Raw genomic sequence first — 24,605 nt, forward strand, 5'->3', positions numbered from 1 at the left:
GGCGCGTCAGAGGAAGGCCTGCCCCTCACCCCGGTAGGTGGGGACGGTCGCCACGACCATGTCGCCATCGACCAGGTGCAGCTCGTTGACCCGTTCGCACAGCTCACCTGCCTTGGCGTGCCGGAACCACACCCGGTCGCCGACGCGCAGGGTGGCCGCCGCCGCGCCGGACAGCGGAGTCTGCACCTCACCGGCGCCCTCGGTGCCGACCAGCTTGAGCCCGGCCGGTAGCCACGGCCGGGGCAGTCGGCTGTCGGCCGCCGGACCGGAGGCGATCCAGCCGCCGCCGAGCACCGTCGCCAACTCCGGCGTCGGCCGGCGGACCACCGCGCAGGCGAAGAACGCCGCCGGGGTGGGCCGCCAGGCGCGGTACGCGTCGAACAGCGTCGGCCCGTACAGGCCCGATCCCGCGGTGACCTCGGTGACCGCGGGATCGGCGCTGGTCGCGGCCACGCTGCCGGTGCCACCGCCGTTGACGAACTCCAGGTCGGCGTGCTCGCGTACCGCGGTCACCGCCGCACCCCGGCGGGCCAGCAACTCGCGGTACGACCCGCGTTGGGTCAGCCTGATCGCGCCCGCCAGCAGCGTCTGCCCCGGCGGCGCGTCGCCCAGGCCGGCGATCTGAGCCTCGTACGACATGAGCCCGACCAGCCGGAAGCCGGCGCGGCCGGCGATGGTGGCGGCGAGCGCCCCGGCCGCCCGCGCGCTGTGCACCGGCGAGCGGCGGACGCCGACGTGCACCCGCCCGCGCAACGGTCGCCAGGAGGCGTCCAGATCCAGGCAGAGCCGCAGCTCGGCGCGCTGCCCGGGGGCGCGGACGTCGTCGATCAGGTCGAGTTGCCCGGTGCCGTCGACCATCAGGGTGATCGCGGTGGCGAGTGTCGGGTCGGCGGCCAGCTCGGCGAGCGCCGCACGGTCCACGCTCGGGTAGGCGACCAGCACGTCGTCGCTCACGCCGGCCCGGACCAGCCAGATCGCCTCCGGCAGAGTGAACGCCATCACGCCCTGCCAGCCCGGTCGGGCGAGGGCTCGGCTGATCAGCTCCCGGGCGCGGACCGACTTGCTCGCCAACCGGACCGGCTTGCCGGCGGCGCGATCGGCCAGGGCGGCCGAATTGGCGTCGAAGGCAGTGAGATCGACCACGGCGTACGGCGGGTCGAGGTGGGCGGTCGCCCGATCCAGGCGCTCGCGAAGTTTGTCGCTTTCGATGGCCACGTGTGCACGCTAACTGTCAGACGGAGAATGCGAAATACCCTCGCGTACGTCCGGGCTGCGGTCGGTAGCTCCGGCGGCCTAGGCTCAGCGAGCAGGAGAATGTCGCCCGTGGGGTGGCCCCCCACCGGGTCTAGAGTGTTCCACCGGAGGTGCCCAGCGATGGGCCGGCACGTGGAGGTACGGCCATCGAAAGCCAGAACAGCGGCGAGTCGCCCGGCGTGTCGCGCTCGGGAGACCAATTGGGCAACGCCGCCAAGCAGCCCAGCGGCGGCCAGGTTGATCCGTCCGGTTATGCCGCGATCCGCTCGGTGCTGCGCATCCGACCGTTCCGGCGGCTCTGGATCGTGCTCGGCGCGGCCTCCTTCGGTGACTGGCTCGGCCTGCTGGCCACCTCTGTCTTCGCCGCCTCCCAGGTGCAGGGCAGCACCGCCAAGGGTGCGGCCTTCGGTGGCGTCATCGCGATCCGGCTGCTGCCCGCGCTGGTGCTCGGGCCGATCGCCGGTGTGCTGGCCGACCGGTTCGACCGGCGCTGGACGATGGTCATTTGCGACCTGCTCCGGTTCGTGCTGTTCGCCTCGATCCCGATCGTGGCGCTGGCCGGCGCCAATGGCGGACTGGTGGTCCTGTGGGCGACCGTCGCCACCTTCCTGATCGAGTCGATCACCCTGATCTGGATCCCGGCCAAGGAGGCCGCGGTCCCCAACCTGATCCCGCGCGCCCGGCTGGAGGCGGCCAACCAGCTCACGCTGATCACCACGTACGGCCTCACCCCGATCCTCGCGGCGCTGGTGGCCGCGGCGCTCGACCGCAGCGTCCGGGCCATCGTCGCCGGCGGCGACCTCGGCTGGGCTGAGCCCGCCCAGCTCGCGCTCTGGGTCAACTCCTTCTCCCGGCTGGCCACCGCCCTCGTGGTGGCGTTCGGGATCAGGGAGATCAGCCAGGCGCAGACCGGCGAACGGCAGCGCACCGAGCAGGGCATGCGGCGCCAGTTCGCCGAGGGCTGGAAGTACATCGGCCAGACCCGGCTCGTCCGCGGCCTGGTGCTCGGCATCTTCGGCGCGTTCGCCGGCGGCGGCATCGTGATCGGCACGGCCAAGTTCTTCGCCGCCTCGCTCGGCGCCGGCGACGCCGCCTTCTTCCTGCTCTTCGGCGCCATCTTCATCGGCCTTGCCCTCGGCATCGGTCTCGGCCCGATGGTCGTCAAGGAGATGTCCCGGCGCCGGTGGTTCGGCATGAGCATCGTGCTGGCGAGCGCCGCGGTGATGACCCTCGCCTTCGCCATCCACCTGTCCATGGCGATCGTCGGCGCGATCCTGGTCGGTGCCGGTGCCGGAATGGCCTTCCTGGCCGGCACCACCCTGCTCGGCGGCGAGATCAAGGACGAGGTACGCGGTCGGGTCTTCGCGGTGGTGCAGATCGGTACCCGGCTGGTGCTGATCCTGGCCATCGGGCTGAGTAGCCTGCTGGTCGGCGTCGGCGGCTCCCGCAAGCTGACCATCGCCGACCTCGGCATCTCCGTCTCCTCAACCCGTCTGCTGCTGCTTGCCGCCGGCGCCGCCGGCATCTTCGCCGGGATCAGCGCCTTCGGCCAGATGGACGACAAGAAGGGCGTGCCGGTCCTGGCCGACCTATGGGGTTCCATCCGGGGCCGCCCGCTGATGCCGGCCGAGCCGTTCGTCTCCGCCGGGCTCTTCGTGGTCTTCGAGGGTGGCGAGGGCGCGGGCAAGTCCACCCAGCTCACCGCGCTCGCCGAGCGGCTGCGCGGTCACGGACGCGAGGTCGTGGTCACCCGCGAGCCGGGGGCGACCGGCGTCGGCCGACGGATTCGGTCGCTCGTGCTGGACACTTCCGGTGACGACGCGCCGTCACCGCGCGCCGAGGCGCTGCTCTACGCCGCCGACCGGGCACACCACGTGGCCACCGTCGTCCGGCCCGCGCTGGTCCGGGGCGGCGTGGTGATCAGCGACCGGTACGTCGACTCGTCCCTGGCGTACCAGGGCGCCGGGCGGACACTCCCGGTCGACGAGGTTTCCTGGCTCTCCTCGTGGGCCACCGGCGGGCTCAAGCCCGACCTGGTCGTGCTGCTGGACGTCGAGCCGCGCACCGGCCTGTCCCGGGTGGCCTCCCGCAACACCGGCACCGACCGGCTGGAGGCCGAGTCGGTCGCCTTCCACGAGCGGGTCCGGTACGCGTTCCTGGACCTCGCCGCCGCCGACCCGAAGCGCTACCTGGTGCTCGACGCGTCCCGGTCGGTCGAGGAGATCAACCGGCAGGTGATCCGCCGGGTCGAGGAGATGCTCGGCAAGCCGGGCGGCATCGTGCACCCCCGGCCGGCGCAGGGCCCGGACACGTCGGTGCAGCCCGAGTTATCCGACGCGGAGCTGGTGACGATGGAGCACAAGACCTGATGCCGGACGTCTTCGCCGACCTGGTCGGTCAGGACGAGGCGGTGACCGAGTTGCGCCGGGCCGCCGCCGCCGCGGCGGCCGTGCTGCGGGCTGGTGCGGCCGACCGGGCACCCGCGCTGATCGCCGCCGGCCCGACCAGCGCTGTCGAGCCCGCGAGCGCGCCCGCCGGGATGGACCCGTCCGCCGGGATGACGCACGCCTGGATCTTCACCGGGCCACCCGGCTCCGGCCGCTCTGTCGCCGCCCGGGCCTTCGCCGCCGCACTCCAGTGCGTCCACGGCACCGGCTGCGGCGAGTGCCCCGGCTGCCGTACCACGATGGGTGGCACCCACGCCGACGTCCGACTGGTGGTGCCGGAAGGCCTCTCCATCGGTGTCAGTGAGATGCGCGCGCTGGTGCTCCGGGCGGCCAGCACCCCGTCCGGCGGGCGCTGGCAGGTGGTGGTCATCGAGGACGCCGACCGGCTCACCGAGGCCGCCGGCAACGCGCTGCTCAAGGCGATCGAGGAGCCTCCGCCGCGCACGGTCTTCCTGCTCTGTGCCCCCTCCACCCACCCGGACGACATCTCGGTGACCATCCGGTCGCGCTGTCGGGTCGTACCCCTGCGGCAGCCGCCGGCCGACGCGGTGGCCGAGGTGCTGGTCCGTCGGGACGGCATCGCGCCCGACGTGGCGCAGTGGGCGGCGGCGGCCGCGCAGGGGCACGTGGGGCGGGCCCGCAGGCTGGCCCGCGACCCGGAGGCCCGCAAGCGGCGCGAGGCGGTGCTCGCGGTACCGCGCCGGCTGACCGGTGTCGGTGCGGCGTTCGACGCGGCGTCCGCGCTGATCGAGGCGGCCGAGGCGGAGGCCGAGGCGTCGGTCACCGAATCCGACACGACCGAGCGGGCGGCACTGGAGACCGCACTCGGCGCGGGTGGCACCGGCCGGGGCGCGGCCGGCGCGATGCGGGGTGCCGCCGGGCAGCTCAAGGAGCTGGAGAAGCGGCAGAAGTCCCGCGCCACCCGGGCCCAGCGGGACGCACTCGACCGGGCGCTGGTCGACCTGGCGGGCTTCTACCGGGACGCGCTCACCATGGCGCTGGGCGCGCCCGTCGCCCCGGTGCACACCGACACCGCCGCACTGGCCGGTGCCGGCGCCCAGAAGTGGGACGCCGAGGGGTCGCTGCGCCGACTGGAGGCCGTGCTCGCCTGCCGGGCGGCGATCGAGGCGAACGTCAAGCCGCGGATCGCGGTCGAGGCGATGATGCTCGCGCTCTGGAAGGGCTGACCCGCAGCTTCCGGCGGTTGTCCACAGCCATCGACAGGCCCGATTGCGGTGCGGTACGGTCCGGTGTGCCGTGGTGACGGCGACGGCACGCTCAGTGATGGCTCATCCGGGAGGAGTCGGCCGATGCCGCGGGGGGAGATCGACGAAGCCTGGATCGAGGAGGCGGTGCGGCGATACCGCCGGATCGAGTCGCTCCAGGCCGAGTTCGACCAGGCGGTGTCCACCGTGGAGGTGACCGTCCGGTCGCCGGACGGTCTGGTCGAGGTGGTGGTCACCGCCGGTGGACGGATCACCGACGTCCGGTTCCTCGGCCCGCTGCACACCCGCAGCCCACGGGACGTGGCCGGCTCCGTGCAGGCCGCGGTCACCGCGGCGGCCGACGCCGCCGAATGGGCTCGGGAGAAGCTGCACAACGAGACGTTCGCTGCCTACCGACCGCTCGCGGGGGCCTGAGATGGACACACTGCGCGTGCTCTCCGCCCGACTGGACGAGGCGAGCGCCACGCTCACCGCCATTGCCCACACCGTCACCGCCACCGATCCCGCGCAGGCCGCGTTCGGTGCCGACGCCCCGGGCCGTCCCGGCGAGATCGGTCGCGCGCTGCACCGGCAGTGGGCCACCGCCACCGACGACCGGGCCCGGGAGGCCCGCACGGCCGCCGGTCGGCTGGCCGCCGCCGCCTCGGCCGTGCGGGAGGCGTCCGACCGCTATGCCGAGGTCGACCGGGCGGCCCGCCGCAGGCTCGCCGGGGAGCCGTGATGGACGCGCTGGACCGGCTCGCCGAACCCGGCCTCGACCTGCTGCGCCGGGCGGACAGGCTGATCGCCGCCGGCGTCCCGGAAGGGCACCGGGTCTGGCCGCTGCTGCGCCGGATGCAGGTGCTGCCGGGCGACGCGGTCCGCGGTTTCCTCGACCTCCACCCCGCGCCGCTCGCCGACGCCGGGCACGCGGTGCGCCGGCTGGTCCGGGGGTACGACGACGTCTCCGCCGCGCTCACCGACTCGGTGCTCTGGTCCGGCCCGGCAGCCACGGCGTACGGGCAACAGCGGGCCGCGCTGCTGCGCCACCTCGACGAGGGGCCGGACAGCCTGGTCGGGCGGCTCGAATCCACCGCCGGTTACGCCGACGCGCTCGCCGACTGGGTGGAGGGCAGCCGCCTCGCGCTGGCCCGCACATTGGCCGACGTGCTCCGCTCGGCCGAGGCGGTAGCCGTGGTCGCCGCGACCGCCACCGGTGTGTCGACGCATCCCGGGCCGATCGGGCCCGGTGTCGCCGACGCGGCTGAGATCGGCGCGCGGGTGCTGGCGGTGCTCTGCGTCGCGTACGACGGTGCGGAGACGTTGCTGCGTCAGTGGGCGCCGAGCCTCGCCGAGACCGCGTGGCGGCCGCCGCTGGAGGGTCGACCCCGCTACGACCAGCCCACCCGAGTCGGCTGGTAACCCGTCGAAGCGTCTCCCGGCCGCAGTTGCGCCCTCTGCCGGTCGGAGTTGCCGCCCTCTGCCGGGGGTGGATGCCGCGCGGGCAGGCCACGGCGTCGCTCACGGGCGCCTGACCGGAGCCGGCACCCACGGCGACGCCGTGGTCTTCCCCCTGCACCCCCCGCAGGTCTGCCTTCACTCAACGCCGCCGGGCCGCACTTTGTCTCCCGTCCGAGCCCGGATTCAACCGTCCGGGCGAGGAGCAACGGCACGACGGGCTGCCCGGCAATAGGTCGAGTCGACGGTCATGGATGGCAGCGGGGCGTAGTCGTCCGACGACGGCCGACGCACCCCTCGGCCCCGGGTCGTCGTAGGGTGGGGGGATGGGGATGCTCTGTGCGGTCAGCTTCAACCGGTACGGGCGCCTCTACTACCTCGACCCGGGTGAGTTGCGTCCGCAGGTGGGCGACAAGGTGCTGGTGCCCACCGACGACGGGCCCGAGGTGGCGGAGTGCGTGTGGGCCGCGCAGTGGGTGACTGAGGAAACCGACGGCTTTCCCCGGCTGGTGGGGCTGGCCGGCGACGACGACCTGCACCGGGACGAGGCGCTGCGCCGCCGTAAGGCCGAGGCCAAGGTGGCCGCGAAACGGCTGATCCGCTCGCACGGCCTGCCGATGAAGGTGGTGGCCGTCGACCATGTGCTCGGCTCCGCCGACAGCGGGGGTGAACGCACCACCGTCTACTTCACCGCCCCGCACCGGGTGGACTTCCGCTCCCTGGTCCGTGACCTGGGTGCCACCCTGCACTGTCGGGTCGAGCTGCGCCAGCTGTCCGCGCGCGACTCGGCGCGCGTGCAGGGCGGCATCGGTTCCTGCGGTCGGGACCTGTGCTGCGCGACGTTCCTCACCGACTTCGAGCCGGTGACGATCCGGATGGCGAAGGACCAGGACCTTCCACTGAACCCGCTGCGCATCTCCGGTGCGTGCGGTCGGTTGATGTGTTGCCTGAAGTACGAGCATCCGCTGTACCAACGTTTTCAGGAGACCGCCCCGCCGGTCGGCAGCCGGGTCTCCACTCCCGAGGGCGACGGCCGGGTCGTCGGCCACAGCGTCCCCCGTGACGCGGTGACAGTCCGGCTGGACGCGGACGGCTCCCGCTGCTCCTGCTCCCGCGCCTCCGTCTGCGCCCCCCGCCAAGCCCACGACCAGCACTACACCCCCTGACCCCACCCCACCCCCACCCCGCCGCTGCTCCCACCCCACCCCGCGCGTCTTGCCCTCGTTGATCATGAAGTTATTGCCAGTCCGCCCGGCGTGTCGGGGCAATAACCTCATGATCAACGCGGTGATGGTGGGGCGCGTGGGCCGGCGCGCGGGGTGGGGGTTAGTGCAGGACTGTGGGGGGTTCGGGTAGGTGGGGGGTTGGGGTGGTTTTGGGGATCAGCCAGCTTGCCGTAGGGGACTGGTCGGGGTTGACCTGCCAGTCGCGGGATACCCGGTCCACTGCGATCGGGTAGATGGTCAGCGTTCCGTCCGGGTCGATGCGCAACCGGAGGAACGACTTGGAGTCCTCGATGCCCTGCCCGGCGAAGAGTTCGTTGACGTTCACCCCGAACGAGCCCGCCACCAGCAGGTACGCCGCCACCAGCTGGCTCGCGACCAAGCCGATCACCGGGCCGTAGAGCACCGCCGCGGCGACCACCGGCAGCGGCCACGGCCAGTGGTAGAACGGCAATGCCAACCACGCCCAGGTGCCGGCCGCAGCAAGGGCCACATGTGCCACGCCGTGGCCGACGCCGAGAATCCAGTGTCGTGCGTGCCGTTTGCCGCTCGCGCTGGGCGGCTTGGCGAACAGGGCCGCTGCCAGCACGGTCACGAGCACCATCAGCACCAACGGAACGCTGAACAGTCGCTGGTCGGTGCTGTCGGCCCAGTTTGCCGTCGCACCCGCCATCGCCAGCATCAGCAGGGTGTGCAGGGTGCCGAGCAGCGTGGTGAAGCCGGGGTTGCGCATCGGCAGCCGGGGGAAGATGCCCCAGCCGTAGCGCCGGGAGGCGGCCGCGTCGGGATAGCGGGCCACCAGGTCGTACGGCTCGGCACGGCTGGCCCGTCGGGCCAGCGTGTCCCGCGGTGGCACCTCGATGCGTTCCGGCAGCTTGTGGGTGGGGTAGAGGTACGCGCCACCGCCGCCGCAGGTGATGAGCTGCCGGTCGGCCCCGGCGTATCGGGCGTAGTGATGCAGGTCGCCGGAGAGCAGCAGCCGCACCTGCGCCCCGGTCGGGTCGATGATCGTCCGAATGAAGTAGTCGATCGAGTCGTACGCCGTCGGGTTGTCGGCCGCCTTGACCCAGGTGGGCGCCGGCGCTGCGATGATCACCTTTGCTTCCGGGCCGAGCCGCCGGGCCACCTCGTCGAAGTAGGTCAGCTGCGGGTCGTCCAGGTACGAGCCGGACTGGTCATCCACGCCGAGCAGCCACCACCCGGCCGGCAACTCCACGGCGAAGTACGACCTCGACTGGCCGGTGCCCCAGCCGGCGAAGTTGCGGTCCCGGGAGCGGACGAACAACCGAAGGAACGCTGTCAAACCGTCGTACCAGTCGTGGTTGCCCGGCACCGCGAAAAGCGTGGGTTTCTCCGGCGGCGCTGTCGGCAACGCGGCCTGGTAGGGGCCCTTGCACCGGTTCTCGTACTCCTCGTAGGCCGCCGACGGGTACACCTGGTCGCCGCCCATCACCAGGGTCTGCGCGCGAGGCAGCCGGTGCCCGTCCACCGTCAGCTCCGGTTGTGCCAGCAGGTACGCCACCGAGTACGTGGCGTTGAAGCCGTCACCCAGGTCGGCCACGTAGTCGAGCCACAGCCCGCCGTCCGGCCCGACCTGACGGAAGATGCCGTCGCCGAACGCGTTCTGCAACTCGCGCTTGTCCAGGTACGCCCCGAAGAGCATCGCCAGCAGCGTCCGGATGCCGGTGCTGATCAGCAGGAACGGCGCCAGCCACGGCACCGGCTTGCGCGGCGTGAAGCCCAACTCCAGCGGGTCGGTGCTGCGCGGCCGATGGGCGGCGCGAGCGCTGGCCGGCACACGGTCAGGACGCTCGTTCGACTCGTCCTGGCGGTCGGGGTCGTCGTGTTCGTCACTCACCCGCCGCAGCGTAGTCCCGCCCTAGAACGTCCGCTGTCCGGCAAACGGCCGGATGTCCGTTTCATTAGGGCGGACGGGCGGGGGGTATCCCGTTCGGTCGAGGGTCGTGGGGTGCCGTACACTTGCTGATCGTTGCCGCCTTAGCTCAGTCGGCTAGAGCGACGCACTCGTAATGCGTAGGTCGACGGTTCGATTCCGTCAGGCGGCTCGGTACAGAAGCCCAGGTCAAAGACCTGGGCTTCGCCGTTTTTCGAGGTCGACGACAGTGCGGCCGGACGTGCTAGTCCGCATCCCGCGCAGCGACCGCCTCGTCCAGCCGGTTGGCGACCGCCTCGTCCAGATCGTCACCGAAGAGTCCGGCGTACACGTCCAGCGTCATCGACGCCGAGGGGTGTCCGAGCATCCTGAGGTCCCGATCTGACGTCGCCTGCTGGCGACCTCCGGCCGGCCGGCCGTGCATTACTGTCGCGGCGTGGCTGAGTTTCGAGCGCACATCGGAGTGCACTACGGCTTCCTTGACATCGCTGATGATCAATCCTGGGGTCGGACCGATTGGGCTAAGGTCTTCTTCGGCAGGCGCCCGACCGGCCTCATCGCCACCTCTCCAGGCGAAGTTTTCCTCGTCACGGGTCGCCATACCGGCACCGTGGGATTCACGGTCAGGATCGACGGTGCCGACCCGGGGCCTGACCTTGAGGGGTTTGAAGACGTGGTGGAGGTGTCGTTCGAGGCGTTGCGGTCGGAGCTGAGGCTCATTCAATGGGCCGGAGAAATGTCCCATGCGCTGCCGCGACTCTCGGCCGGGCCCGGTTCGTACCGGATGCGCTACCACTGCCGGGGGATGGACGACGCTGGAAACAGCGGTTGGGATTATTGCGCGGTTGTTGACGAGTACCTGCTGCAGATCTGGCCGTCCCCCGCCGCGCCGCCTGCGACGCTCAAGGTCACCAGCCGAGAAGGGCATCGCCGGATCCTCGAAAGCTGACTGGCGCGCCTCCCAAGCTGATGCTCGGCACCTTCCAGAGTGATCGTGCGAGGATGTGCGGCCATGAGCCCGGACGCCTGGAGGTTGCTCGACGGCAGAGCCGAGCGAGCAAGGCGCTCGTGGTCGGAGACCCTGTCGGCACTGCCTGTGGGTGCACGAGTCCGGGTACGCGTGCTCGTGACGATGCCGTTTGGTGTCTTCGCCGACATCGAAGGTCAGCCCGATGCGCTGGCTCTGATGGAGATCACCACGCTTCCGAGCGGCAGCGAGCTTCCGGCTCGTGGTGTCTGGCTCGATGCGGTTGTCGTCGACCACACTGCTCACAACTGGCAGGTGAGGCTTCGGCCAGCCGAAACTCAAAACCTGGGCTGGATGACCATCGTGATCCGAGGTTGAAGACATGGCGGACTGGGCGGACTGGAGCGAGGACGAGTATGTCCAGTACCTGCAAGACGAGCGCCGACGCTTTGCGTGGGTGATGCAGCGTTACGGGGGCCTCAAGGCAATTCAAGCCGAGGCGGCGGCCGTGCAGCACTACCCCTTCGAGGCCAGCGACGCCCCGTACCGAGGGCTCGTCTTCCATGACGAAGCGTGGCACTGGGCGATGCTGAAGATCTACGGGGAGAGGTACTGGATTCAGCACCCGGAACTTGTTGAACCGCAGGCTGAGTACAGAGCGCTTGACTGAACCTCCACCGCACACACCCGCGTCGGCCCTTGCTGGGCGGCATTTCGGCGGAGCCGCCAGCGGAGCAGCCAAGCCGCCGAACAACAGCGGACGGCGCGAGTGTCCATGGGGGTGGCAATTGCATACGGGTCGCGCCCGGCTCGACGAAGCGCCGAGCCGGGCGCGTCGGGCGAGCTATGCCACGAAGCGGGAACGGCGTCGGCGTCCGATCAGGAAGCCCGCACCGCCGAGGAGCAGAAGGGCACCGCCGATGTTGGCCACGGTCGCGGTTTCGGCACCGGTCAGGGGCAGCCCGCCGCCCTCGCCGCCGGGGGCGCCCAGGCTGGCGGAGGAAGTAGGGGTCGGTGCAACGGTCGTCGTGGCGCTGGGCGTCGCGCTGGGCGAGGCGCTGTCACTTGTTGAGCGTGCGCACTGCGGTCGAAGACACCGCGGTCAGTTCGGGCTGCGCAGGCAAAAATACCGTGGGTACACCCAGCGACTGGTTCATCGCGGCGAGTTGGTACTCGGTCCGAAGGTCGGTGGTGTTACGCAGGCCGCGGACGATCACCGCTACTTCATGGCGACGGCAGTAGGTGGAGGTCAACCCGCTCCAGGCCGCAACGGTGACGGAGGTCCACGCGACCGGCAGAATCGCCCGGACGGCGGCCGCTCGTTCCTCTTCGTCGGTGCCCGGATGCTTGACGCTGTTGACCGCGACGAGCACGACCACTTCGTCGAAGAGGTCGCGTGCCCGGTTCACCACATTCAAGTGCCCGGGCGTGAAGGGATCAAAGCTGCCGGGGTAGAGGGCTCGCACTCGTACGCGGCCGGGGATGTGTGCTGTCGGACGTGGCCCGGCCGGTGGGGGGTCGGGTGTCACGGCCGCAAGACCCGCTGCGCATCGCGGATGACCTGCTCGGAGGCCAGTGGTGCCCAGGAGGCGAACAGTTCCCGGAAGTAGGCGCCGTGCCGGTCCGCCACCGCCGGATCGTGCTCGATGACGTCCAGTTCGTTGACGATGCTCAGGTCCATGAGCGACCGAAGTTGAGCAGCGTTCGGCGTTCTCACCTGACGTTCGAAGCGGTCGAACACCTGGCCGGTCTTTGCCAGCTCCGGCCAGCTGCGATCACGGTCGCAGGCGCCATGCAGATAGACAAGCTCCTCGGCCTCGGCGCCGACGAGATCCCGCAGCACAGCACGATCGGCCCGATCAAGCAGGACGAGGTCGAATCCGTCGGTGCCGTAGGTGGCGTGGGTAAGGCCCGCGGCTTGCACTTCATTGCCGCAGCCGAGCACGGCGAGTCGTTCGCGGACTCGACACAGGTGGGCGTACAGGTTGCCCCCGGGATGCGCGATCTGCTCAGCGCCCTGCCGGCGGAGCCAGACCCGCACGCCTTCGTCGGTGCTCATGGCCCGACTGTAGGTATCGGCTGTCGGATTCGCTGGCCCCTGCGGGTGGGCAATACGTCACAGCGCCGTGGATACGTCTGTGGGTGCCCTTCATGCACCTCTGTGTCGCGCATGCAGATGGCCGTCGAGAGGGAATGCGGGCGGCGCTGCGGGGAGCACTCTGTCGAAGTCGTATCGGCTTTTCTCCGCGACTCGACACGAGGCCGAGTTGTCCACCTGATGCAGGAGTTCAAGACGCCTCAGCCCGCCCGGCCCAAGCATGTCGAAGGCCCAGCCGGTGAGAGCTTCCAGAGCGCGGGGAGCTACGCCCTTTCCGCGAGCGCGCGCCGCCGTCCAATACCCGACCTCGGCCGACGGTTTGCCGGGGGCTGTCTCCTTCAGGACCACGTTGCCCACCAACTGCCCGGGTGAGTCCAGGCCCGTTTCGAGGACCGCGAAGCCAAACCGGTCTCCTGTTGCCCAGCCCTGCTGCTGGGTCCGCACCCACCGTTTCGCGTCGGCATCGCTCTGTATCGCGGGGCTCGCCCAGAGACGCATCGCGGGATCCTGGCACACCTCGACCAGTGCGGGAACGTCGTCCATGCACCAGGGGCGAAGCACGAGGGCAGGGGCGGGCGGCATCGCGACCTCGTGCAGTACGACGGTGTCATTCACCAGTCGAGCGTAGGGCGGCACCGTCACCGGACCCGCGGCTACCTCCGGCGGGCCAGGTGTTGCAGCGTCGCGCGGATGACGGTCTTCTCCTCCGGGGAGACGTTGGGGTCCATCAGGATCCGCGCGACTGCCCGTAGGTCCGGGTCGGTGCTGGGGTCAGGTGCGGGTGAGGGCGGCGCGCCGTCCCAGCCCAGTATCTGCGAGGCCACCGAACGCGGGATGCCAAGGCCGTCGCAGAACTGTTGGACCTGGGTGCGCTGCGGGTTGGCGATCTCGGCGCGGCGCCAACGGTAGATCGTCGACCGACCGATGCCGGTGCGGTGTTCGACGTCCTCGATGGACATGGCGCGTTCCCGTACGGCCTCGTCGAGGGCGCGTTTGATGAACCGCGCGAACGCGATGACGCGGGGGTCCTGGCTGGCACTCGCTGGCACCGGCTGATCGTAAGTGCCGTCTGTGGGACTCCGTTGCCGGACACGCGCTCAGTGCCAGGTATGGCTTCCGATCCTAGGCGGGCCGCGCCACCTCGAAGCCAGGAGAAAGCTTCCGTAGCCGGGCGGGCTCGTGCGCTGTACGGGACCAAACACCACGAGCTGAAAGTACGGCTCGTTGCCATACTTGGCACTGAGTGTTGAGCGCGGTACCGTCAGTGCCATGAACGGCAATCACAGTGCCAGACATGGTCCTCGCCGAGCCCTCGATCGGCTCGCCTGCCTACCGGCCGAGGGCGGCCCTGCTCGATACGGCCGCCTCGGGGTGCCCATCCACCCATCCCCTGCGGGAGTGCCCAGCATCACCGCGACCACCGACGAGCAAGCCGCCGGCTCGGTGGCCGAGGAGGCTCGATGAAACTCCGTCCCGTGCTGTTGGCTGCCATCGCCGTCGCTCTCGTGGCGGTCGGCCAGTCCGTCCCCGCGGCAGCTCCCGTCAACGCCAAGGCCGCGGCTCCCGCCTGTCCGCAACCGGGACGCCCCACACTGAAGATTCTGACCGTGGGCGATTCGATCACCGGCGGCGCGACGATGGCCGGATCGTTCACCGCCGGCTACCGCGCCGAGCTGGGGCGTCTGCTCAACCAGAGCTGCGTACCCCATGAGTTTGTCGTCGCGGCGGAAGGGGGCGTGACCTGCAACTACTGGTCGTCGCGGATGGCGGGCCTGGTCACCACGCATCGACCTGACCTGATCCTGCTGAACTGCGGGACCAACAACAACCTGTCGAACGCGACCGCGGCACAGATCGCCGCCTTCGAGGGCACCTACCGGGCCCTCTTCGACACTGCGCTGGATCTGGACCCGGACGTCATCATGTACCCGTCCTGGGTGCAGTACAGCTCCGGGCATGGCACCACTGGCTGTACAACCCCACCGGGTCCGAGTCCCGCCTGGCTCCCGGCAAGCGAGGCCAAGGTCAATGACGCGATCTATCGCAGCATGCTGGTCATCGACGAATACGGCGACCGCGTACCAACCTGGATCGACTACCAGTCCATCCCCGAGGGCTATCTGGACCAGTGCGGCGTGCATCCCACGCCCGGCGGCTACGACGTGATGGGCCGGCTGGCCTACAACACCATTGCTCCGCGGCTGGGCGTGCCTCTGGCACCGGTGCCGTGCGGGTTGGTGGGCCGTCGGCCGGGCTTCTCGGTCGGGCAATGGGTTCCCTGCGCAACGATGAACCTCAACCCGTGAGGTGTGTCCGGTCGCCGCGGTGATCCGACGCACGCTACCGGGCAGCAACCCCCTCCTGCCGGCTCCGCCCATCCTGGGTGGGGCCGGCTTCGTCGTCGTCGCAACCGGCGCTCGAAGGAGGGCGTGTGTCCGTAGTGGGCTCGCTTCAGATCGACGGGTGCGAGATCATGTTCATCTGCCGATCTCTCCACCGGCTCAACCCCGGCCGGTCAGCGCGGCAGCCCGAAACCGCTTGCGGATCGGGACGACGCCTACCGGGGGGAGGCTGCGTGTGGCGCAAGCAGGGCATCGCCCGCACCGCCCTCCGTTGCGTGGCGTCCTCGCGGCGGCCTGGTGCGCCCGGGCCGTGCCCACGCCGAGCATCCTCGCCGCCGCGTTCGTCCCGTTCTCTGACCAGCGCCTCTATCAACTGCTGCCCCGCTCCGACGTCCCGTAGGTGGCATGACCGGACCTGGGCTCCCGCCCGGCCTGATCTGGCTCACCGCCACCTGGCAGGTGGCAGGACCGATGCCAGTCGCCCGGTGTGCGCCCGGTTGGAGGTGACCCGACCTCAGATCTCCTCGTACCGCCGCCCCAGCGCAGATCGGAGCCCTCGTGGATACTCGGACTCACTCAAAGGCCGCGAATGTCATCATCGCAGCCGCCGGATTCTGCTGGCTGGCCACCGTGTTGGTCGCCGCGATCGACTGGGACGGCGCGGTGTCCGGCCGTGCCTTCGCCGTCGGCGCGATCGCCGCAGCCGTCTCGGTCGCCGCCCTGATCGTCAACAGCCGGCAGTTGGCCGGCGGCATCAAGGTCGTGGTCGTGTCGGTGGCCCGGGCACCGCAACAGGCGTACTGGCGTGGCTATCAGGACCGCGGCATCGACAGTCGGCCCGGTGGTGGCGGCGATGACGACACCCCTGACCTGATGAGCGTCGGCTACTGATGCCGCAGCGCGGAAAACCGTCGGTCGTGCTGGCTACGGTCTGGCGGTGACCGTGCCGATCGATGCCACTGGAACGTTGCCCACCCCCGCCGAGGAGGCCCGGTTCTGGGCGCTCATCGAGTCGGCGTGGGCCGAGATCGGCCCACAGCCGTTGGCGCTACGGCGGGCACTCATCGAGGGTGACCCCGACGGCAGTGGGGACGACCATGCCGAGTTGTACGCGATCGAGGCCTGGCTGGATCCGCTGCTGGATCGGCTCAGACGTCTCAGCGTTGAGCTGTCCGCCCAGGAGTTGACCGACCTCGACCGGGTGGTGGAGCGCAAGCTGCACGACATCGACCGGGAAGACATCCATGAGGTGACCGACGGCTCTGACGACGGCTTCCTCTACTGCCGGGGCTTCATCATCGCCCTTGGTCGGGAGTACTACGAAGCGGTTCGCGCCGATCCTGCCCGCGCCCTGATCGACGCCGAGTGCGAGGCCCTCTGCTACTTTTTCGCCCACCTGCACAACGAGCTGTTCGGCACCTGGCCGGAGACCGGCTCCGGCATCTCCCGGGAGTCGTGCGGCAATCCCGTCGGCTGGTCGGACTGGGCGGCCCGAGACGTCGAGGAGCGGGATCAGGCGTAGATGCTCTTGTCGTACTCCGGGCCGTAGTGCCGCTCCAGGTCTTCCAGGCTCTCCACCGGCGCCTCGACCTCCTTGATCAGGCGGGCCCGGGACGGCAGCAGCTCGGGCTGCCAGGTCTCCGGCTGCCACAGCGCGGACCGCAGGAACGCCTTCGCGCAGTGGTAGAAGATCTGCTCGATCTCCACCACCACGGCGAGCACCGGCCGGTGCCCCTTGACCACCATCTCGTCGAACCAGGGCGCGTCGCTCACCAGGCGGGCACGCCCGTTGATCCGCAGCGTGTCGGTCCTTCCGGGGACCATGAAGAGCAACCCGACGTGCGGGTTGTCGAGGATGTTGCGGTAGCCGTCGGCCCGCTTGTTGCCCGGCCGCTCCGGCAAGGCGATGGTCGTGTCGTCCAGCACGAGGGCGAAGCCGGCCGGGTCACCCTTGGGTGAGACGTCGCAGCTACCGTCCGCGCCGGCCGTGGCCAGCAGGCAGAACGGCGAGGCGGCAAGCCAGTCCCGGTCCCGTTCGTGCAGGCGGGGGCGGTCCTTGTTGGCGGCCCGTGCGGTCGGCACCCCGAGCAGATCGCGCAGCTCCTCGTGCGAGGTGATCTCTACCGTCACGTTGACCCTCCCTCAACCGTTGAGTCGGTGGCGGCACCACCGCTCGTGAGCCTAATCCGCGGTGACCAGCGCGAGGTTTGTGCCTGGTTCGTCGGGGGTACGGCCCCTCGACGCGCCCGCCGAGAACGAGACCATTCCGTAGGACGCCGACCAGTGGAGGCCGGGACATGGAAAGCCGACTCAAGGTGCTGGGTCATCCAGTCCATCCGATGCTGGTCATGTTCCCGGTGGCGTTGTTCGCAACGGCGGTGCTGTTCGACGTGATCGACACCGTCGGTGGTCCCGATTTCCTCGGCGAAGTCGCGTACTGGAACATCACGGTCGGCCTGATCGGCGGCCTTCTTGCGGCGGCGGCCGGCTCGTTCGATCTGCTGGCCATTCCGACCGGCACCCGCGCGAAGCGGGTGGGTCTGCTGCACGCGGGCGCCAACCTCGCGGTGATCCTGCTCTTCGCCGCCGTGTGGGCCGTCCGGCTCAACGCGGATTCCCGGGCCGCGGGCGGTGCCCTTCTCGCCATCGAGGTGGTCGCGGTGGCGATCCTCGGTATCAGCGCCTGGCTCGGCGGGGAGTTGGTCGACCGGCTCGGTGTGGGCGTCGACCGCGACGCCGGCCTGGACGCGCCCAGCTCGCTACGGCCACCCTCGGCCGCTCAGCGGATCGGAGAGGTGTGATGAGCGAGCAGCAGTCCGGTGGCTTCGGTCGGGGTTGGCGCGGGGGCCGGCAGCAGGGCTGGGACCCGATGGGGGAGTTGCAGTCGCTGCGCGCCGAGCTGAGCCGGTTGGTCGGTGGCCGGGCCGGGACGTCCGACGTCGATCTGACCGAGACCGAGGATGGCTGGGAGGTCGTCGTCCGACTGCCCGGGGTGGCACCGGAGGAGGTGGCGGTCGAGCTGGACGATCGCGAGTTGTGCGTGCGGGCGCGCTCCGAGGCGGAAGTCAACGCCGACCAGGGCATCCCCGGCGGTTTCGAGACGCGCGGCTTCGAGTACCGCATCAACCTGCCGTCGCGGGTCGACCCGGAGGCCATCGACGCGGTCATGGACCACGGCCTGCTCCGGGTCCGGTTGCCCCGGGCGACCCGGCCCGCGCCGCGCACCATCACCGTGGGCCGCACCGGGCCGCGCTCCGGCGACCTCTCCACGGGTACGCCGATGCCGGCCGATCCCGCTGCGGACCGGGAGTTGCACCGTCCGGACACCGTCGGCGAGATCGACCGACAGTAGCGGGCGGCGTGGTCACTGCGTCCGTGCTCGGCCCGACCGCCGAGCGCCTTCCCGACGTGCAGCGGATCGCCGTGCTGCGCGCCAACGCGCTTGGCGACTTTCTGTTCGTCCTGCCAGCGCTGGACGCGTTGCGTGCCGCGTACCCCTTGGCGGAGATCGTGCTGCTCGGCGCGCCGTGGCACGCGAAGCTCTGGCGTGACCGGCCCGGCCCGGTGGACCGGGTGTTGGTGGTGCCCCCGGCGCCCGGCATTCGAACGGCGGAGGCGGGCGAGCCGGAGTCGTCGATGGATGATTTCCTGGCCGCTGCCGTCGGCGAGGGTTTCGACCTGGCGGTGCAGATCCACGGTGGCGGTGCCAGCTCCAACCCGCTGATCAGCAGCCTCGGCGCCCGGGTGACCGTCGGCCTGCGCGCCGAAGACGCGCCGCCGTTGGACCGCTGGGTCCGCTACGTCTACTACCAGCACGAGGTGATCCGCTACCTGGAGGTGGTGGCCCTGGTGGGAGCGGGGGCGACCACCATCGTGCCGACGCTGGCCGTGACCGATGCCGACCGGGCCGAGGCGGCCCAGGTGCTCGGCCCGGCGGGCCGACCCCGGGTGGCGCTCCATCCCGGCGCCTCCGACACCCGCCGCCGCTGGCCCGCCGAACGCTTCGCCGAGGTGGCCCGTGAGCTGCATGGTGACGGCTACGAGGTGCTGGTCACCGGCACATCCTCCGAGCAGGAGGTGGTGGACGGGGTGGTCGCCGCGGCCGGGGTGCCGGTCCGACCACAGGTGGGCACGCTCAGCCTCGGCGGGTTGGCGGGTTGCTACGCCGACTGCGCGTTGGTCGTCTCCAACGACACCGGCCCGCTGCATCTGGCCGCCGCGGTCGGCGCGTCGACCGTGGGGATCTTCTGGGTCGGCAATCTGATCAACACGGCCAACCCGTTGCGGGGCCGGCACCGGCCGATCTGCTCCTGGATGGTGCACTGCCCGGTCTGTGGAAAGGACTGCACCCCGGGCATCTACCCGCACCGATCCGGCGACGGCGAGTGCCCGCACCAGGATTCCTTCGTGGCGGACGTTCCGGCGATCGAGGTGCTGGAAGCCGCCCGGGAGTTGCTGCCATCGCGGTAACGGCGGTCAGGCCGGCTGGGGAGTGTCCTCGTCGGCGAGGACGACCTCCCACGCCTCCACGTCCCGGTCCGTGACGGTGGTGGGGGACTCCAGGTGGTACGCGCCGCTGGGCAGGATGCCCGCCCCGCCGTCGCGGGCCAGCACCGCAAGCTGCGCGGCCACGTCCTCGCCCTGGTGCTTCTCCTGCACCCGACGCCAGAAGTCGAACCCGCCCGCGTCGACGAGCTTGGCCCGGTCGTAGAGCACGCACCCACCGATCCAGGAGACCTTGTACGCCCGCCACGCGCCCGGCGGCAGCGCCAGACGTTCGGTGACGTGCAGCAGGTTGGCCGCCGAGTGGATCCGGGCGCGGTTCCACTGCGGGGTGCCGGGTCGGATTCGCTCCGGTGTGGGCGGCCCGGTCCACTCCTCGTAGTGCCCGTGCGAGTCCGGCCGCACGTCGTCGGCGTAGGAGAGCCCGTGTACGCCGTTGCCGACGAAGCCGCAGCCCAGCTCACCGATCGCCGTGACCAGCCGGTGCAGCGTCCCCGGTTCCAGCCAGACATCGTCGTCGAGGCTGAGGACGTACCGGGCGGTCGAGGCGGCGAGCAGGTACGCCCGGTGTTCGGCCAACCCCCGGCGGGGCAGCCGGCGGGTCAGTAGCACCGGGTGACCCCGGTGACGGAGTGCCCGGACCATGGTGGCCGCGGCGGGATGCGCGTACGCCGGATCCCCGTCGGACTGGTCGCTGACCACCACCCCGAACCCGGGCACCCCGTCCTGCGCGGCGAGTCCGCCCAGGGTGACCGCCAACTCGGCGGGCCGGTTCCGGGTCGGAATCAACACATCGACCAGCCGGTCGGTGCGGAACTCCTCCGGGGCGCCGAGGTCGAGGGGGCGGTTCACGACGCCTGGGTGCGGGAGCTGAGTGACGGGTCGGGCTTCCGATCATTGGTGTACGCCGACGGGTCGGGCTCCCGGTCCTGGCTGTGTGACCGGATCCGCTCGATGATCGCCGAGGTGGACCGGTCCGGCACGTACCCCAGGGTGTGCACCTGGCCGCCCAACCGGCGCACCAGCGGCGCCTCCGGCACCAGCTCCGGCGGGTAGTCCCCGCCCTTGACGTAGATGTCCGGCCGGACCGCCTCGATCAGCGCGGCGGGTGAGTCCTCCTCGAAGACCACCACGTGATCCACACAGGCGAGCGCGGCGAGCAGGGCGGCTCGGTCCTCGACCGGGTTGACCGGCCGGTCCGGGCCCTTCAGCCGACGTACGCTGTCGTCCGAGTTGACCGCCACGATGAGCAGGTCGCCCAGCGCGCGGGCCTGCTCCAGGTAACGCACGTGCCCCCGGTGCAGCACGTCGAAGCAGCCGTTGGTGAACACCACCGACCGTCCCGCCTCGCGGTATTCGGTGACGATCGCGTCCAGCTCGTCGCCGCCGACCACGGCGGGGTGGCTGATGGTCTCGGTCGGCTGGTTGAGCGCGGTGAGCAGGTCCTCTCGCCGGCACACGCAGGTGCCGGTGTCGGAGACGGTGATAGTGGCCGCCAACTGGGCGAGCTGGGCGGCGGTGGGCAACGGCGCGTCGGCGGCCAGGGCCAACGTCATCGCAGCCAGGTACGCGTCACCCGCGCCCACGGCGTGGCTCGCCGGGACCGGGGTGCTGTGGCTGCGTCGCGGCTCCCCGTCCGCGCCACCGACCACCGCGCCCTCGGTGTCCAGGGTCACCGCGACCACGTCGGCGCCGGTGTGCGCGCGCAGCTCGGCGAGGCGCGACTCGGCCAGGACGGCCCGGTCGACGCCATCCCCGGCCTGGGTGTTCACGGTGACGCCGGTGCCGGTGACGCTGAGCCCGTCGCCGGTGAGGGCCACTCGGCCCTCGCTCGGGGTGGGCTCACCGACCGGCCCCGGACGATCGGTTCGCGACGGCTCCAGGGCCGGCCGGTCGGCGACGTCGTCGGCGCGTACGCCGCCCGGGGCCGCGCCCACGGTCAGTTCGGACGGGCCGTCGGACGGGTCGCCGAGCGGGTGTTCCAGGTGCAGTTCGGTCCCGGCAGTCGGTCGGGTCGCCCCGCCGGCCCGGGCCAGCAGCCGGGTCGCCTCGGCGAAGCTGGGGGTGACCACGGTCGGCGCGAGGCCCCGCCAGTCGGCCAGGTCGTGGGCGTCCAGCGCGACGGTGGCGTACCGCTCGCGTTGCTCGACCAGCCACGCGCGGACCGGCGCGGGCAGCGCGCCCAGCCCGTAGTCGCAGACCACCAGGGTCGGCGGTTCCCCGCCGGCGGCGGCGCGAAGCTCCTCGGTGGCGCAGTTCAGGGCGGTGAGCAGCCGGGTCACGCCCTCGGGGTCGAGTGCGTCGTCCGGGTCGCCGGAGTCCTCGCGCAGCAGGATCTGGTTGCCGGCCAGCATCCGCCGCTTCACCGGGGTGGGCCGTCCGGGCTGGTTGACCGTGCGGTCCCAGACGCCAGCGCGGTCCAGACAGTCGTGCAGTTCGTCGCCGGCCACGTCGGCGCCGACCGGTGCCACCAACACCGCCCGGCCGCCGAGGGTGGCGACGTTGACCGCGGTGTTCGCGGCTCCACCGGCGGCGGAGATCCGTCGGCGCAGGGTGAGGACCGGGGCGGGCGCCTCCCGGCAGAGCCGGTCCGAGTCGGCGAACCGCCACTCGTCCAACATGGCGTCACCGACGATCAGGACCGGGCGTCCGAGCCAGCTCTCCACGACGGTGGCGAGCCGGCGCTGTTCCGCTGCTGCTCCTGCCATGCCTCCCCGGGTCCCCAGCGCCCTCCGGGCCAAACCTGGGCGGCCACCGCCGCCCGCAGCCTGACCTGGGCGTTGTCGACAAGGTGCCCGTCCTGGCCCGGGCGGTTTGTTTTGGGCGTTCGGGGTCGGGAAGGGAAATGAGGTACCCCCTGGAGAGGAGATGTACCGACATGGCAACGACATTGCAGGGCAAGCGGATCGCCTTCCTGGCCGCCGACGGCGTCGAGGAGGTCGAGTACGTCCAGCCGCGCGAGGCGGTCGAGAACGCCGGCGCGACGGCCGAGCTGGTTTCGCTCAAGCCTGGTTCCATCCAGTCCTTCAACCATCTGGACCAGTCGAAGACGTACGACGTCCAGGTGACCGTCGAGAAGGCGGACGCGAGCGACTACGACGCGTTGGTGCTGCCTGGCGGCGTGGCGAACCCGGACTTTCTGCGCGGTGACCCGGACGCGGTGCGGTTCGTGCGGGCGTTCTTCGACGCGGGGAAGCCTGTCGGGGTGATCTGTCACGGCCCGTGGACGCTGATCGAGGCGGACGTGGTGCGCGGTCGGCGGATCACCTCCTGGCCCAGCCTGCGGACCGACCTGACCAACGCCGGCGCAACGTGGGTCGACGAGGAGTGCGTCACCGACGGAAATCTGACCAGTAGCCGCAACCCCGGCGACCTCCCCGCGTTCTGCCAGAGGATCACCGAAACCTTCAAGGGCTGACCCGCCGTACCCCGCTTGATCATGGGGTTGGCGGCACGACTCGCCGCTGACCTCATGATCAACAGGGTGATTTTGTTCGGTCCGGCGCATGTTCTGCGGCTCGCGGGATAGAAGGGCACATGACCACCGAAGCCTCCGCCGCGCCGGTGCTGAATCGTCAGCAGATCCGGCTGCTCATGCTCGGTCTGATGACCGGCATGCTGTTGGCCGCACTCGACCAGACCATCGTCGGTACGGCCCTGCCGACCATCGTTGGTGAGCTGGGCGGGATCAACCACTACTCGTGGGTGGTTACCGCGTACCTGCTCGCTTCGACCGCTTCGACGCCGCTGTACGGCAAGATGGCCGACCTGTACGGGCGCCGACCGGTCTTCCTCTTCTCGATCGGCACGTTCCTGGTCGGGTCGTTGCTGGCCGGGTTGTCGCAGAACATGACCCAGCTGATCATCACCCGGGGCATCCAGGGCATCGGCGCCGGTGGTCTGCTGACGCTCGCGTTCACCATCATCTCGGACGTGGTGTCACCCCGGGAACGTGGTCGCTACCAGGGCCTGTTCGGCGCTGTCTTCGGGATCTCGTCGGTCGCCGGGCCGCTGGTCGGTGGTTACTTCGCGGAGACCGACTGGCGGTGGATCTTCTACATCAACGTGCCGCTGGCGATCCTGGCCATCGTGGTCTGCTACCACGTGATGCGGCTGATCCCGTTCGAACGCCGGGACCACGCGATCGACTGGCTCGGTGCCGGCCTGCTGGTCGCCGGGGTGAGTTGCCTGCTGCTTGCGCTGAGCTGGGGTGGCAACGAGTACCCCTGGGGCTCCGGGGTGATCATCGGCCTCATCGTCGCGGGTGCGGTGCTCGCCGTGCTGTTCGTGCTCCAGGAGGCCCGGGTCGCCGAGCCCATCCTGCCGTTGCGGCTGTTCCGCAGTGCCACGTTCGCGCTCGCCAACTCGGCCGGCTTCGTGCTCGGTCTGGTGATGTTCGGGTCGATCATCTTCATCCCGCTGTACCTGCAGATCGTCAAGGGCGCCTCGCCGACCCGAAGCGGTCTGCTGATGCTGCCGATGATGGCCGGCATCATCATCACCTCGATCCTCACCGGTCGGGCGATGAGCCGGATCGGCCGGTACAAGTGGTTCCCGGTGGCCGGGGCGGTGACCCTGGTGGTGGGCATGCTGCTCTTCACCCAACTGCACGTGCGCACCTCGCTCTGGCTGGCGTTCGGCTTCATGGCGATCATCGGCATCGGCCTGGGCCTGTGCATGCAGTCGCTGGTCCTCGCCGTGCAGAACGCGGTCTCCGTCCGGGACCTGGGCGCCGGCACCTCCTCGGCGACCTTCTTCCGGTCGCTGGGTGGTTCGTTCGGGGTCGCGATCCTCGGCACGGTGCTCTCGTCTCGGCTCAACTCGCAGCTGGCCGATCGGCTTCCCGGCGCGATCGCCCAGCTTCCGCCGGAGCAGCAGGCCGCGGTCGCGGCCAGCGGCGGCACGAACATTTCGATCAACGACCCGGCGACGATCATGGGGCTGCCCGGTGCGGTCCGGGCCGCCATCCAGGAATCGTTCGTCCAGTCACTGCACCTGGTCTTCCTGACCGCCGGCCTGGTCGCCATCGTGGCGGTGCTCGTCACGCTGGCACTGCCCAACAACACCCTGCGGGGTGCGGGCCCGCAGGGTGCCACCGGCGGCGCCGACCCGCTGGGCGGCAAGGCCCCGGCCGCGGGCGGCAAGCCGCTGACCCGCGAATCCAAGGAGGAGGCCGCCGCCGACATGGAGGCCAAGTCCCAGACGATGATCTGA

Annotated in this window: 29 protein-coding genes, 1 tRNA gene and 1 pseudogene; 20 read left to right on the forward strand and 11 right to left on the reverse strand. The window is 70.8% G+C overall.

Features of this window, described 5'->3' with window-relative positions:
• Positions 1–6: 6 nt before the first annotated feature.
• Positions 7–1,215, reverse strand: a complete 1,209-nt coding sequence (locus JOD64_RS16510; protein ID WP_204943038.1) for an amino acid deaminase/aldolase — start codon at positions 1,213–1,215, stop codon at positions 7–9.
• Positions 1,216–1,559: 344 nt separating this feature from the next.
• Between JOD64_RS16510 and tmk the strand changes: the two genes are divergently transcribed.
• The 6 genes from tmk to JOD64_RS16540 all read left to right on the forward strand — a co-directional run bounded on the left by tmk (position 1,560) and on the right by JOD64_RS16540 (position 7,530).
• Positions 1,560–3,623: a dTMP kinase gene (tmk, locus tag JOD64_RS16515; RefSeq protein ID WP_372434245.1), complete on the forward strand. Its 2,064-nt coding sequence runs from the start codon at positions 1,560–1,562 to the stop codon at positions 3,621–3,623.
• A complete protein-coding gene (locus tag JOD64_RS16520; protein WP_204943039.1) occupies positions 3,623–4,888 on the forward strand; it encodes a DNA polymerase III subunit delta' in 1,266 nt (421 codons plus the stop codon). The genes tmk and JOD64_RS16520 overlap by 1 nt, the downstream gene beginning before the upstream one ends.
• Before the next feature lie 123 nt (positions 4,889–5,011).
• The gene (locus JOD64_RS16525) at positions 5,012–5,341 is read left to right on the forward strand and encodes a YbaB/EbfC family nucleoid-associated protein (RefSeq protein ID WP_007454690.1); all 330 of its coding nucleotides are present in this window, start codon (positions 5,012–5,014) and stop codon (positions 5,339–5,341) included.
• A gap of 1 nt (position 5,342) precedes the next feature.
• Complete coding sequence (locus JOD64_RS16530) at positions 5,343–5,648, forward strand: type VII secretion target (protein ID WP_204943040.1); 306 nt, start codon at positions 5,343–5,345, stop codon at positions 5,646–5,648.
• Entirely contained in the window at positions 5,648–6,328 is a 681-nt protein-coding gene (locus JOD64_RS16535; RefSeq protein WP_204943041.1) for a hypothetical protein, read from the forward strand. The genes JOD64_RS16530 and JOD64_RS16535 overlap by 1 nt, the downstream gene beginning before the upstream one ends.
• 362 nt (positions 6,329–6,690) lie before the next feature.
• Positions 6,691–7,530, forward strand: coding sequence for a PSP1 domain-containing protein (locus tag JOD64_RS16540; RefSeq protein WP_204943042.1), 840 nt, complete (start codon positions 6,691–6,693; stop codon positions 7,528–7,530).
• A gap of 160 nt (positions 7,531–7,690) precedes the next feature.
• Here JOD64_RS16540 and JOD64_RS16545 read toward each other — a convergent pair whose 3' ends face one another.
• Complete coding sequence (locus tag JOD64_RS16545; RefSeq protein WP_307813947.1) at positions 7,691–9,385, reverse strand: metallophosphoesterase family protein; 1,695 nt, start codon at positions 9,383–9,385, stop codon at positions 7,691–7,693.
• 194 nt (positions 9,386–9,579) lie between these two features.
• Between JOD64_RS16545 and JOD64_RS16550 the strand changes: the two genes are divergently transcribed.
• A tRNA-Thr gene (locus JOD64_RS16550) sits at positions 9,580–9,653 on the forward strand.
• Positions 9,654–9,725: 72 nt separating this feature from the next.
• Here the strand turns inward: JOD64_RS16550 and JOD64_RS33505 are convergent.
• The gene (locus tag JOD64_RS33505) at positions 9,726–9,848 is read right to left on the reverse strand and encodes a hypothetical protein (RefSeq protein WP_275581467.1); all 123 of its coding nucleotides are present in this window, start codon (positions 9,846–9,848) and stop codon (positions 9,726–9,728) included.
• 69 nt (positions 9,849–9,917) lie between these two features.
• Between JOD64_RS33505 and JOD64_RS16555 the strand changes: the two genes are divergently transcribed.
• The 3 genes from JOD64_RS16555 to JOD64_RS16565 all read left to right on the forward strand — a co-directional run bounded on the left by JOD64_RS16555 (position 9,918) and on the right by JOD64_RS16565 (position 11,118).
• Positions 9,918–10,430: a hypothetical protein gene (locus JOD64_RS16555; protein WP_204943044.1), complete on the forward strand. Its 513-nt coding sequence runs from the start codon at positions 9,918–9,920 to the stop codon at positions 10,428–10,430.
• A gap of 63 nt (positions 10,431–10,493) precedes the next feature.
• The gene (locus tag JOD64_RS33060; RefSeq protein ID WP_239559544.1) at positions 10,494–10,826 is read left to right on the forward strand and encodes a hypothetical protein; all 333 of its coding nucleotides are present in this window, start codon (positions 10,494–10,496) and stop codon (positions 10,824–10,826) included.
• A gap of 4 nt (positions 10,827–10,830) precedes the next feature.
• A complete protein-coding gene (locus JOD64_RS16565; protein ID WP_204943045.1) occupies positions 10,831–11,118 on the forward strand; it encodes a hypothetical protein in 288 nt (95 codons plus the stop codon).
• 174 nt (positions 11,119–11,292) lie between these two features.
• Here JOD64_RS16565 and JOD64_RS33065 read toward each other — a convergent pair.
• The 5 genes and pseudogenes from JOD64_RS33065 to JOD64_RS16590 form a co-directional block, all read right to left on the reverse strand.
• Positions 11,293–11,508, reverse strand: a pseudogene (locus JOD64_RS33065) (LPXTG cell wall anchor domain-containing protein); the annotation flags it as partial.
• 1 nt (position 11,509) lies between these two features.
• A complete protein-coding gene (gene coaD, locus JOD64_RS16575) occupies positions 11,510–11,977 on the reverse strand; it encodes a pantetheine-phosphate adenylyltransferase (protein ID WP_307813437.1) in 468 nt (155 codons plus the stop codon).
• Complete coding sequence (locus JOD64_RS16580; protein WP_204943046.1) at positions 11,974–12,507, reverse strand: DUF6817 domain-containing protein; 534 nt, start codon at positions 12,505–12,507, stop codon at positions 11,974–11,976. The genes coaD and JOD64_RS16580 overlap by 4 nt, the downstream gene beginning before the upstream one ends.
• A 90-nt stretch (positions 12,508–12,597) precedes the next feature.
• Positions 12,598–13,161, reverse strand: coding sequence for a GNAT family N-acetyltransferase (locus tag JOD64_RS16585; protein WP_307813439.1), 564 nt, complete (start codon positions 13,159–13,161; stop codon positions 12,598–12,600).
• A gap of 38 nt (positions 13,162–13,199) precedes the next feature.
• A complete protein-coding gene (locus JOD64_RS16590) occupies positions 13,200–13,595 on the reverse strand; it encodes a helix-turn-helix domain-containing protein (protein ID WP_204943047.1) in 396 nt (131 codons plus the stop codon).
• Between the two features lie 220 nt (positions 13,596–13,815).
• Between JOD64_RS16590 and JOD64_RS16595 the strand changes: the two genes are divergently transcribed.
• The 5 genes from JOD64_RS16595 to JOD64_RS16615 all read left to right on the forward strand — a co-directional run bounded on the left by JOD64_RS16595 (position 13,816) and on the right by JOD64_RS16615 (position 16,410).
• Entirely contained in the window at positions 13,816–14,010 is a 195-nt protein-coding gene (locus tag JOD64_RS16595) for a hypothetical protein (RefSeq protein ID WP_204943048.1), read from the forward strand.
• A gap of 11 nt (positions 14,011–14,021) precedes the next feature.
• Positions 14,022–14,852, forward strand: coding sequence for an SGNH/GDSL hydrolase family protein (locus tag JOD64_RS16600; protein WP_204943049.1), 831 nt, complete (start codon positions 14,022–14,024; stop codon positions 14,850–14,852).
• Positions 14,853–15,123: 271 nt separating this feature from the next.
• Positions 15,124–15,288 carry a hypothetical protein gene (locus JOD64_RS16605; RefSeq protein WP_204943050.1) on the forward strand — a complete coding sequence of 55 codons (165 nt, stop codon included), beginning with the start codon at positions 15,124–15,126 and terminating at the stop codon, positions 15,286–15,288.
• A 158-nt stretch (positions 15,289–15,446) separates the two neighbouring features.
• Entirely contained in the window at positions 15,447–15,779 is a 333-nt protein-coding gene (locus JOD64_RS16610) for a hypothetical protein (RefSeq protein WP_204943051.1), read from the forward strand.
• A 46-nt stretch (positions 15,780–15,825) separates the two neighbouring features.
• Positions 15,826–16,410 (forward strand): DUF4240 domain-containing protein, encoded by a 585-nt coding sequence (locus JOD64_RS16615; RefSeq protein ID WP_307813440.1) that lies wholly within the window; start codon positions 15,826–15,828, stop codon positions 16,408–16,410.
• Here JOD64_RS16615 and JOD64_RS16620 read toward each other — a convergent pair.
• Positions 16,401–17,018 carry a pyridoxamine 5'-phosphate oxidase family protein gene (locus tag JOD64_RS16620; RefSeq protein WP_204943052.1) on the reverse strand — a complete coding sequence of 206 codons (618 nt, stop codon included), beginning with the start codon at positions 17,016–17,018 and terminating at the stop codon, positions 16,401–16,403. The two genes, JOD64_RS16615 and JOD64_RS16620, sit on opposite strands and share 10 nt — an antisense overlap.
• A gap of 167 nt (positions 17,019–17,185) precedes the next feature.
• Here JOD64_RS16620 and JOD64_RS16625 point away from each other — a divergent pair, with 167 nt between their 5' ends.
• From JOD64_RS16625 to JOD64_RS16635, 3 genes are read left to right on the forward strand one after another with little or no spacing between them, the layout of a single operon-like run.
• Positions 17,186–17,689, forward strand: coding sequence for a DUF2231 domain-containing protein (locus JOD64_RS16625; RefSeq protein WP_204943053.1), 504 nt, complete (start codon positions 17,186–17,188; stop codon positions 17,687–17,689).
• Positions 17,689–18,240, forward strand: coding sequence for an Hsp20/alpha crystallin family protein (locus JOD64_RS16630; protein ID WP_204943054.1), 552 nt, complete (start codon positions 17,689–17,691; stop codon positions 18,238–18,240). The genes JOD64_RS16625 and JOD64_RS16630 overlap by 1 nt, the downstream gene beginning before the upstream one ends.
• 8 nt (positions 18,241–18,248) lie before the next feature.
• On the forward strand, positions 18,249–19,358 hold the full coding sequence (locus tag JOD64_RS16635) for a glycosyltransferase family 9 protein (protein WP_204943055.1): 1,110 nt from the start codon (positions 18,249–18,251) through the stop codon (positions 19,356–19,358).
• Positions 19,359–19,364: 6 nt separating this feature from the next.
• Here the strand turns inward: JOD64_RS16635 and JOD64_RS16640 are convergent, their stop codons facing one another.
• Positions 19,365–20,243 (reverse strand): glycosyltransferase family 2 protein, encoded by an 879-nt coding sequence (locus JOD64_RS16640; protein WP_204943056.1) that lies wholly within the window; start codon positions 20,241–20,243, stop codon positions 19,365–19,367.
• Positions 20,240–22,099, reverse strand: a complete 1,860-nt coding sequence (gene rfaE2 / locus JOD64_RS16645; protein WP_204943057.1) for a D-glycero-beta-D-manno-heptose 1-phosphate adenylyltransferase — start codon at positions 22,097–22,099, stop codon at positions 20,240–20,242. The genes JOD64_RS16640 and rfaE2 overlap by 4 nt, the downstream gene beginning before the upstream one ends.
• A gap of 170 nt (positions 22,100–22,269) precedes the next feature.
• Between rfaE2 and JOD64_RS16650 the strand changes: the two genes are divergently transcribed.
• Together JOD64_RS16650 and JOD64_RS16655 are read left to right on the forward strand one after the other, a co-directional pair.
• Positions 22,270–22,809, forward strand: coding sequence for a type 1 glutamine amidotransferase domain-containing protein (locus JOD64_RS16650; protein ID WP_204943058.1), 540 nt, complete (start codon positions 22,270–22,272; stop codon positions 22,807–22,809).
• A 119-nt stretch (positions 22,810–22,928) separates the two neighbouring features.
• The gene (locus tag JOD64_RS16655) at positions 22,929–24,605 is read left to right on the forward strand and encodes an MDR family MFS transporter (RefSeq protein ID WP_204943059.1); all 1,677 of its coding nucleotides are present in this window, start codon (positions 22,929–22,931) and stop codon (positions 24,603–24,605) included.

Source organism: Micromonospora luteifusca, from assembly GCF_016907275.1.
GTDB lineage: Bacteria > Actinomycetota > Actinomycetes > Mycobacteriales > Micromonosporaceae > Micromonospora > Micromonospora luteifusca.

What these genes read in the sequence shown, in the direction of transcription:
- JOD64_RS16520 (WP_204943039.1), top strand. Translation starts at nt 3,623, where the DNA reads ATGCCGGACGTCTTCGCCGACCTGGTCGGTCAGGACGAGGCGGTGACC.
- JOD64_RS16525 (WP_007454690.1), top strand. Translation starts at nt 5,012, where the DNA reads ATGCCGCGGGGGGAGATCGACGAAGCCTGGATCGAGGAGGCGGTGCGG.
- JOD64_RS16530 (WP_204943040.1), top strand. Translation starts at nt 5,343, where the DNA reads ATGGACACACTGCGCGTGCTCTCCGCCCGACTGGACGAGGCGAGCGCC.
- JOD64_RS16535 (WP_204943041.1), top strand. Translation starts at nt 5,648, where the DNA reads ATGGACGCGCTGGACCGGCTCGCCGAACCCGGCCTCGACCTGCTGCGC.
- JOD64_RS16540 (WP_204943042.1), top strand. Translation starts at nt 6,691, where the DNA reads ATGGGGATGCTCTGTGCGGTCAGCTTCAACCGGTACGGGCGCCTCTAC.
- JOD64_RS33505 (WP_275581467.1), bottom strand. Translation starts at nt 9,848, where the DNA reads ATGCTCGGACACCCCTCGGCGTCGATGACGCTGGACGTGTACGCCGGA.
- JOD64_RS33060 (WP_239559544.1), top strand. Translation starts at nt 10,494, where the DNA reads ATGAGCCCGGACGCCTGGAGGTTGCTCGACGGCAGAGCCGAGCGAGCA.
- JOD64_RS16565 (WP_204943045.1), top strand. Translation starts at nt 10,831, where the DNA reads ATGGCGGACTGGGCGGACTGGAGCGAGGACGAGTATGTCCAGTACCTG.
- JOD64_RS16580 (WP_204943046.1), bottom strand. Translation starts at nt 12,507, where the DNA reads ATGAGCACCGACGAAGGCGTGCGGGTCTGGCTCCGCCGGCAGGGCGCT.
- JOD64_RS16595 (WP_204943048.1), top strand. Translation starts at nt 13,816, where the DNA reads ATGAACGGCAATCACAGTGCCAGACATGGTCCTCGCCGAGCCCTCGAT.
- JOD64_RS16625 (WP_204943053.1), top strand. Translation starts at nt 17,186, where the DNA reads ATGGAAAGCCGACTCAAGGTGCTGGGTCATCCAGTCCATCCGATGCTG.
- JOD64_RS16630 (WP_204943054.1), top strand. Translation starts at nt 17,689, where the DNA reads ATGAGCGAGCAGCAGTCCGGTGGCTTCGGTCGGGGTTGGCGCGGGGGC.
- rfaE2 (WP_204943057.1), bottom strand. Translation starts at nt 22,099, where the DNA reads ATGGCAGGAGCAGCAGCGGAACAGCGCCGGCTCGCCACCGTCGTGGAG.
- JOD64_RS16650 (WP_204943058.1), top strand. Translation starts at nt 22,270, where the DNA reads ATGGCAACGACATTGCAGGGCAAGCGGATCGCCTTCCTGGCCGCCGAC.
- JOD64_RS16655 (WP_204943059.1), top strand. Translation starts at nt 22,929, where the DNA reads ATGACCACCGAAGCCTCCGCCGCGCCGGTGCTGAATCGTCAGCAGATC.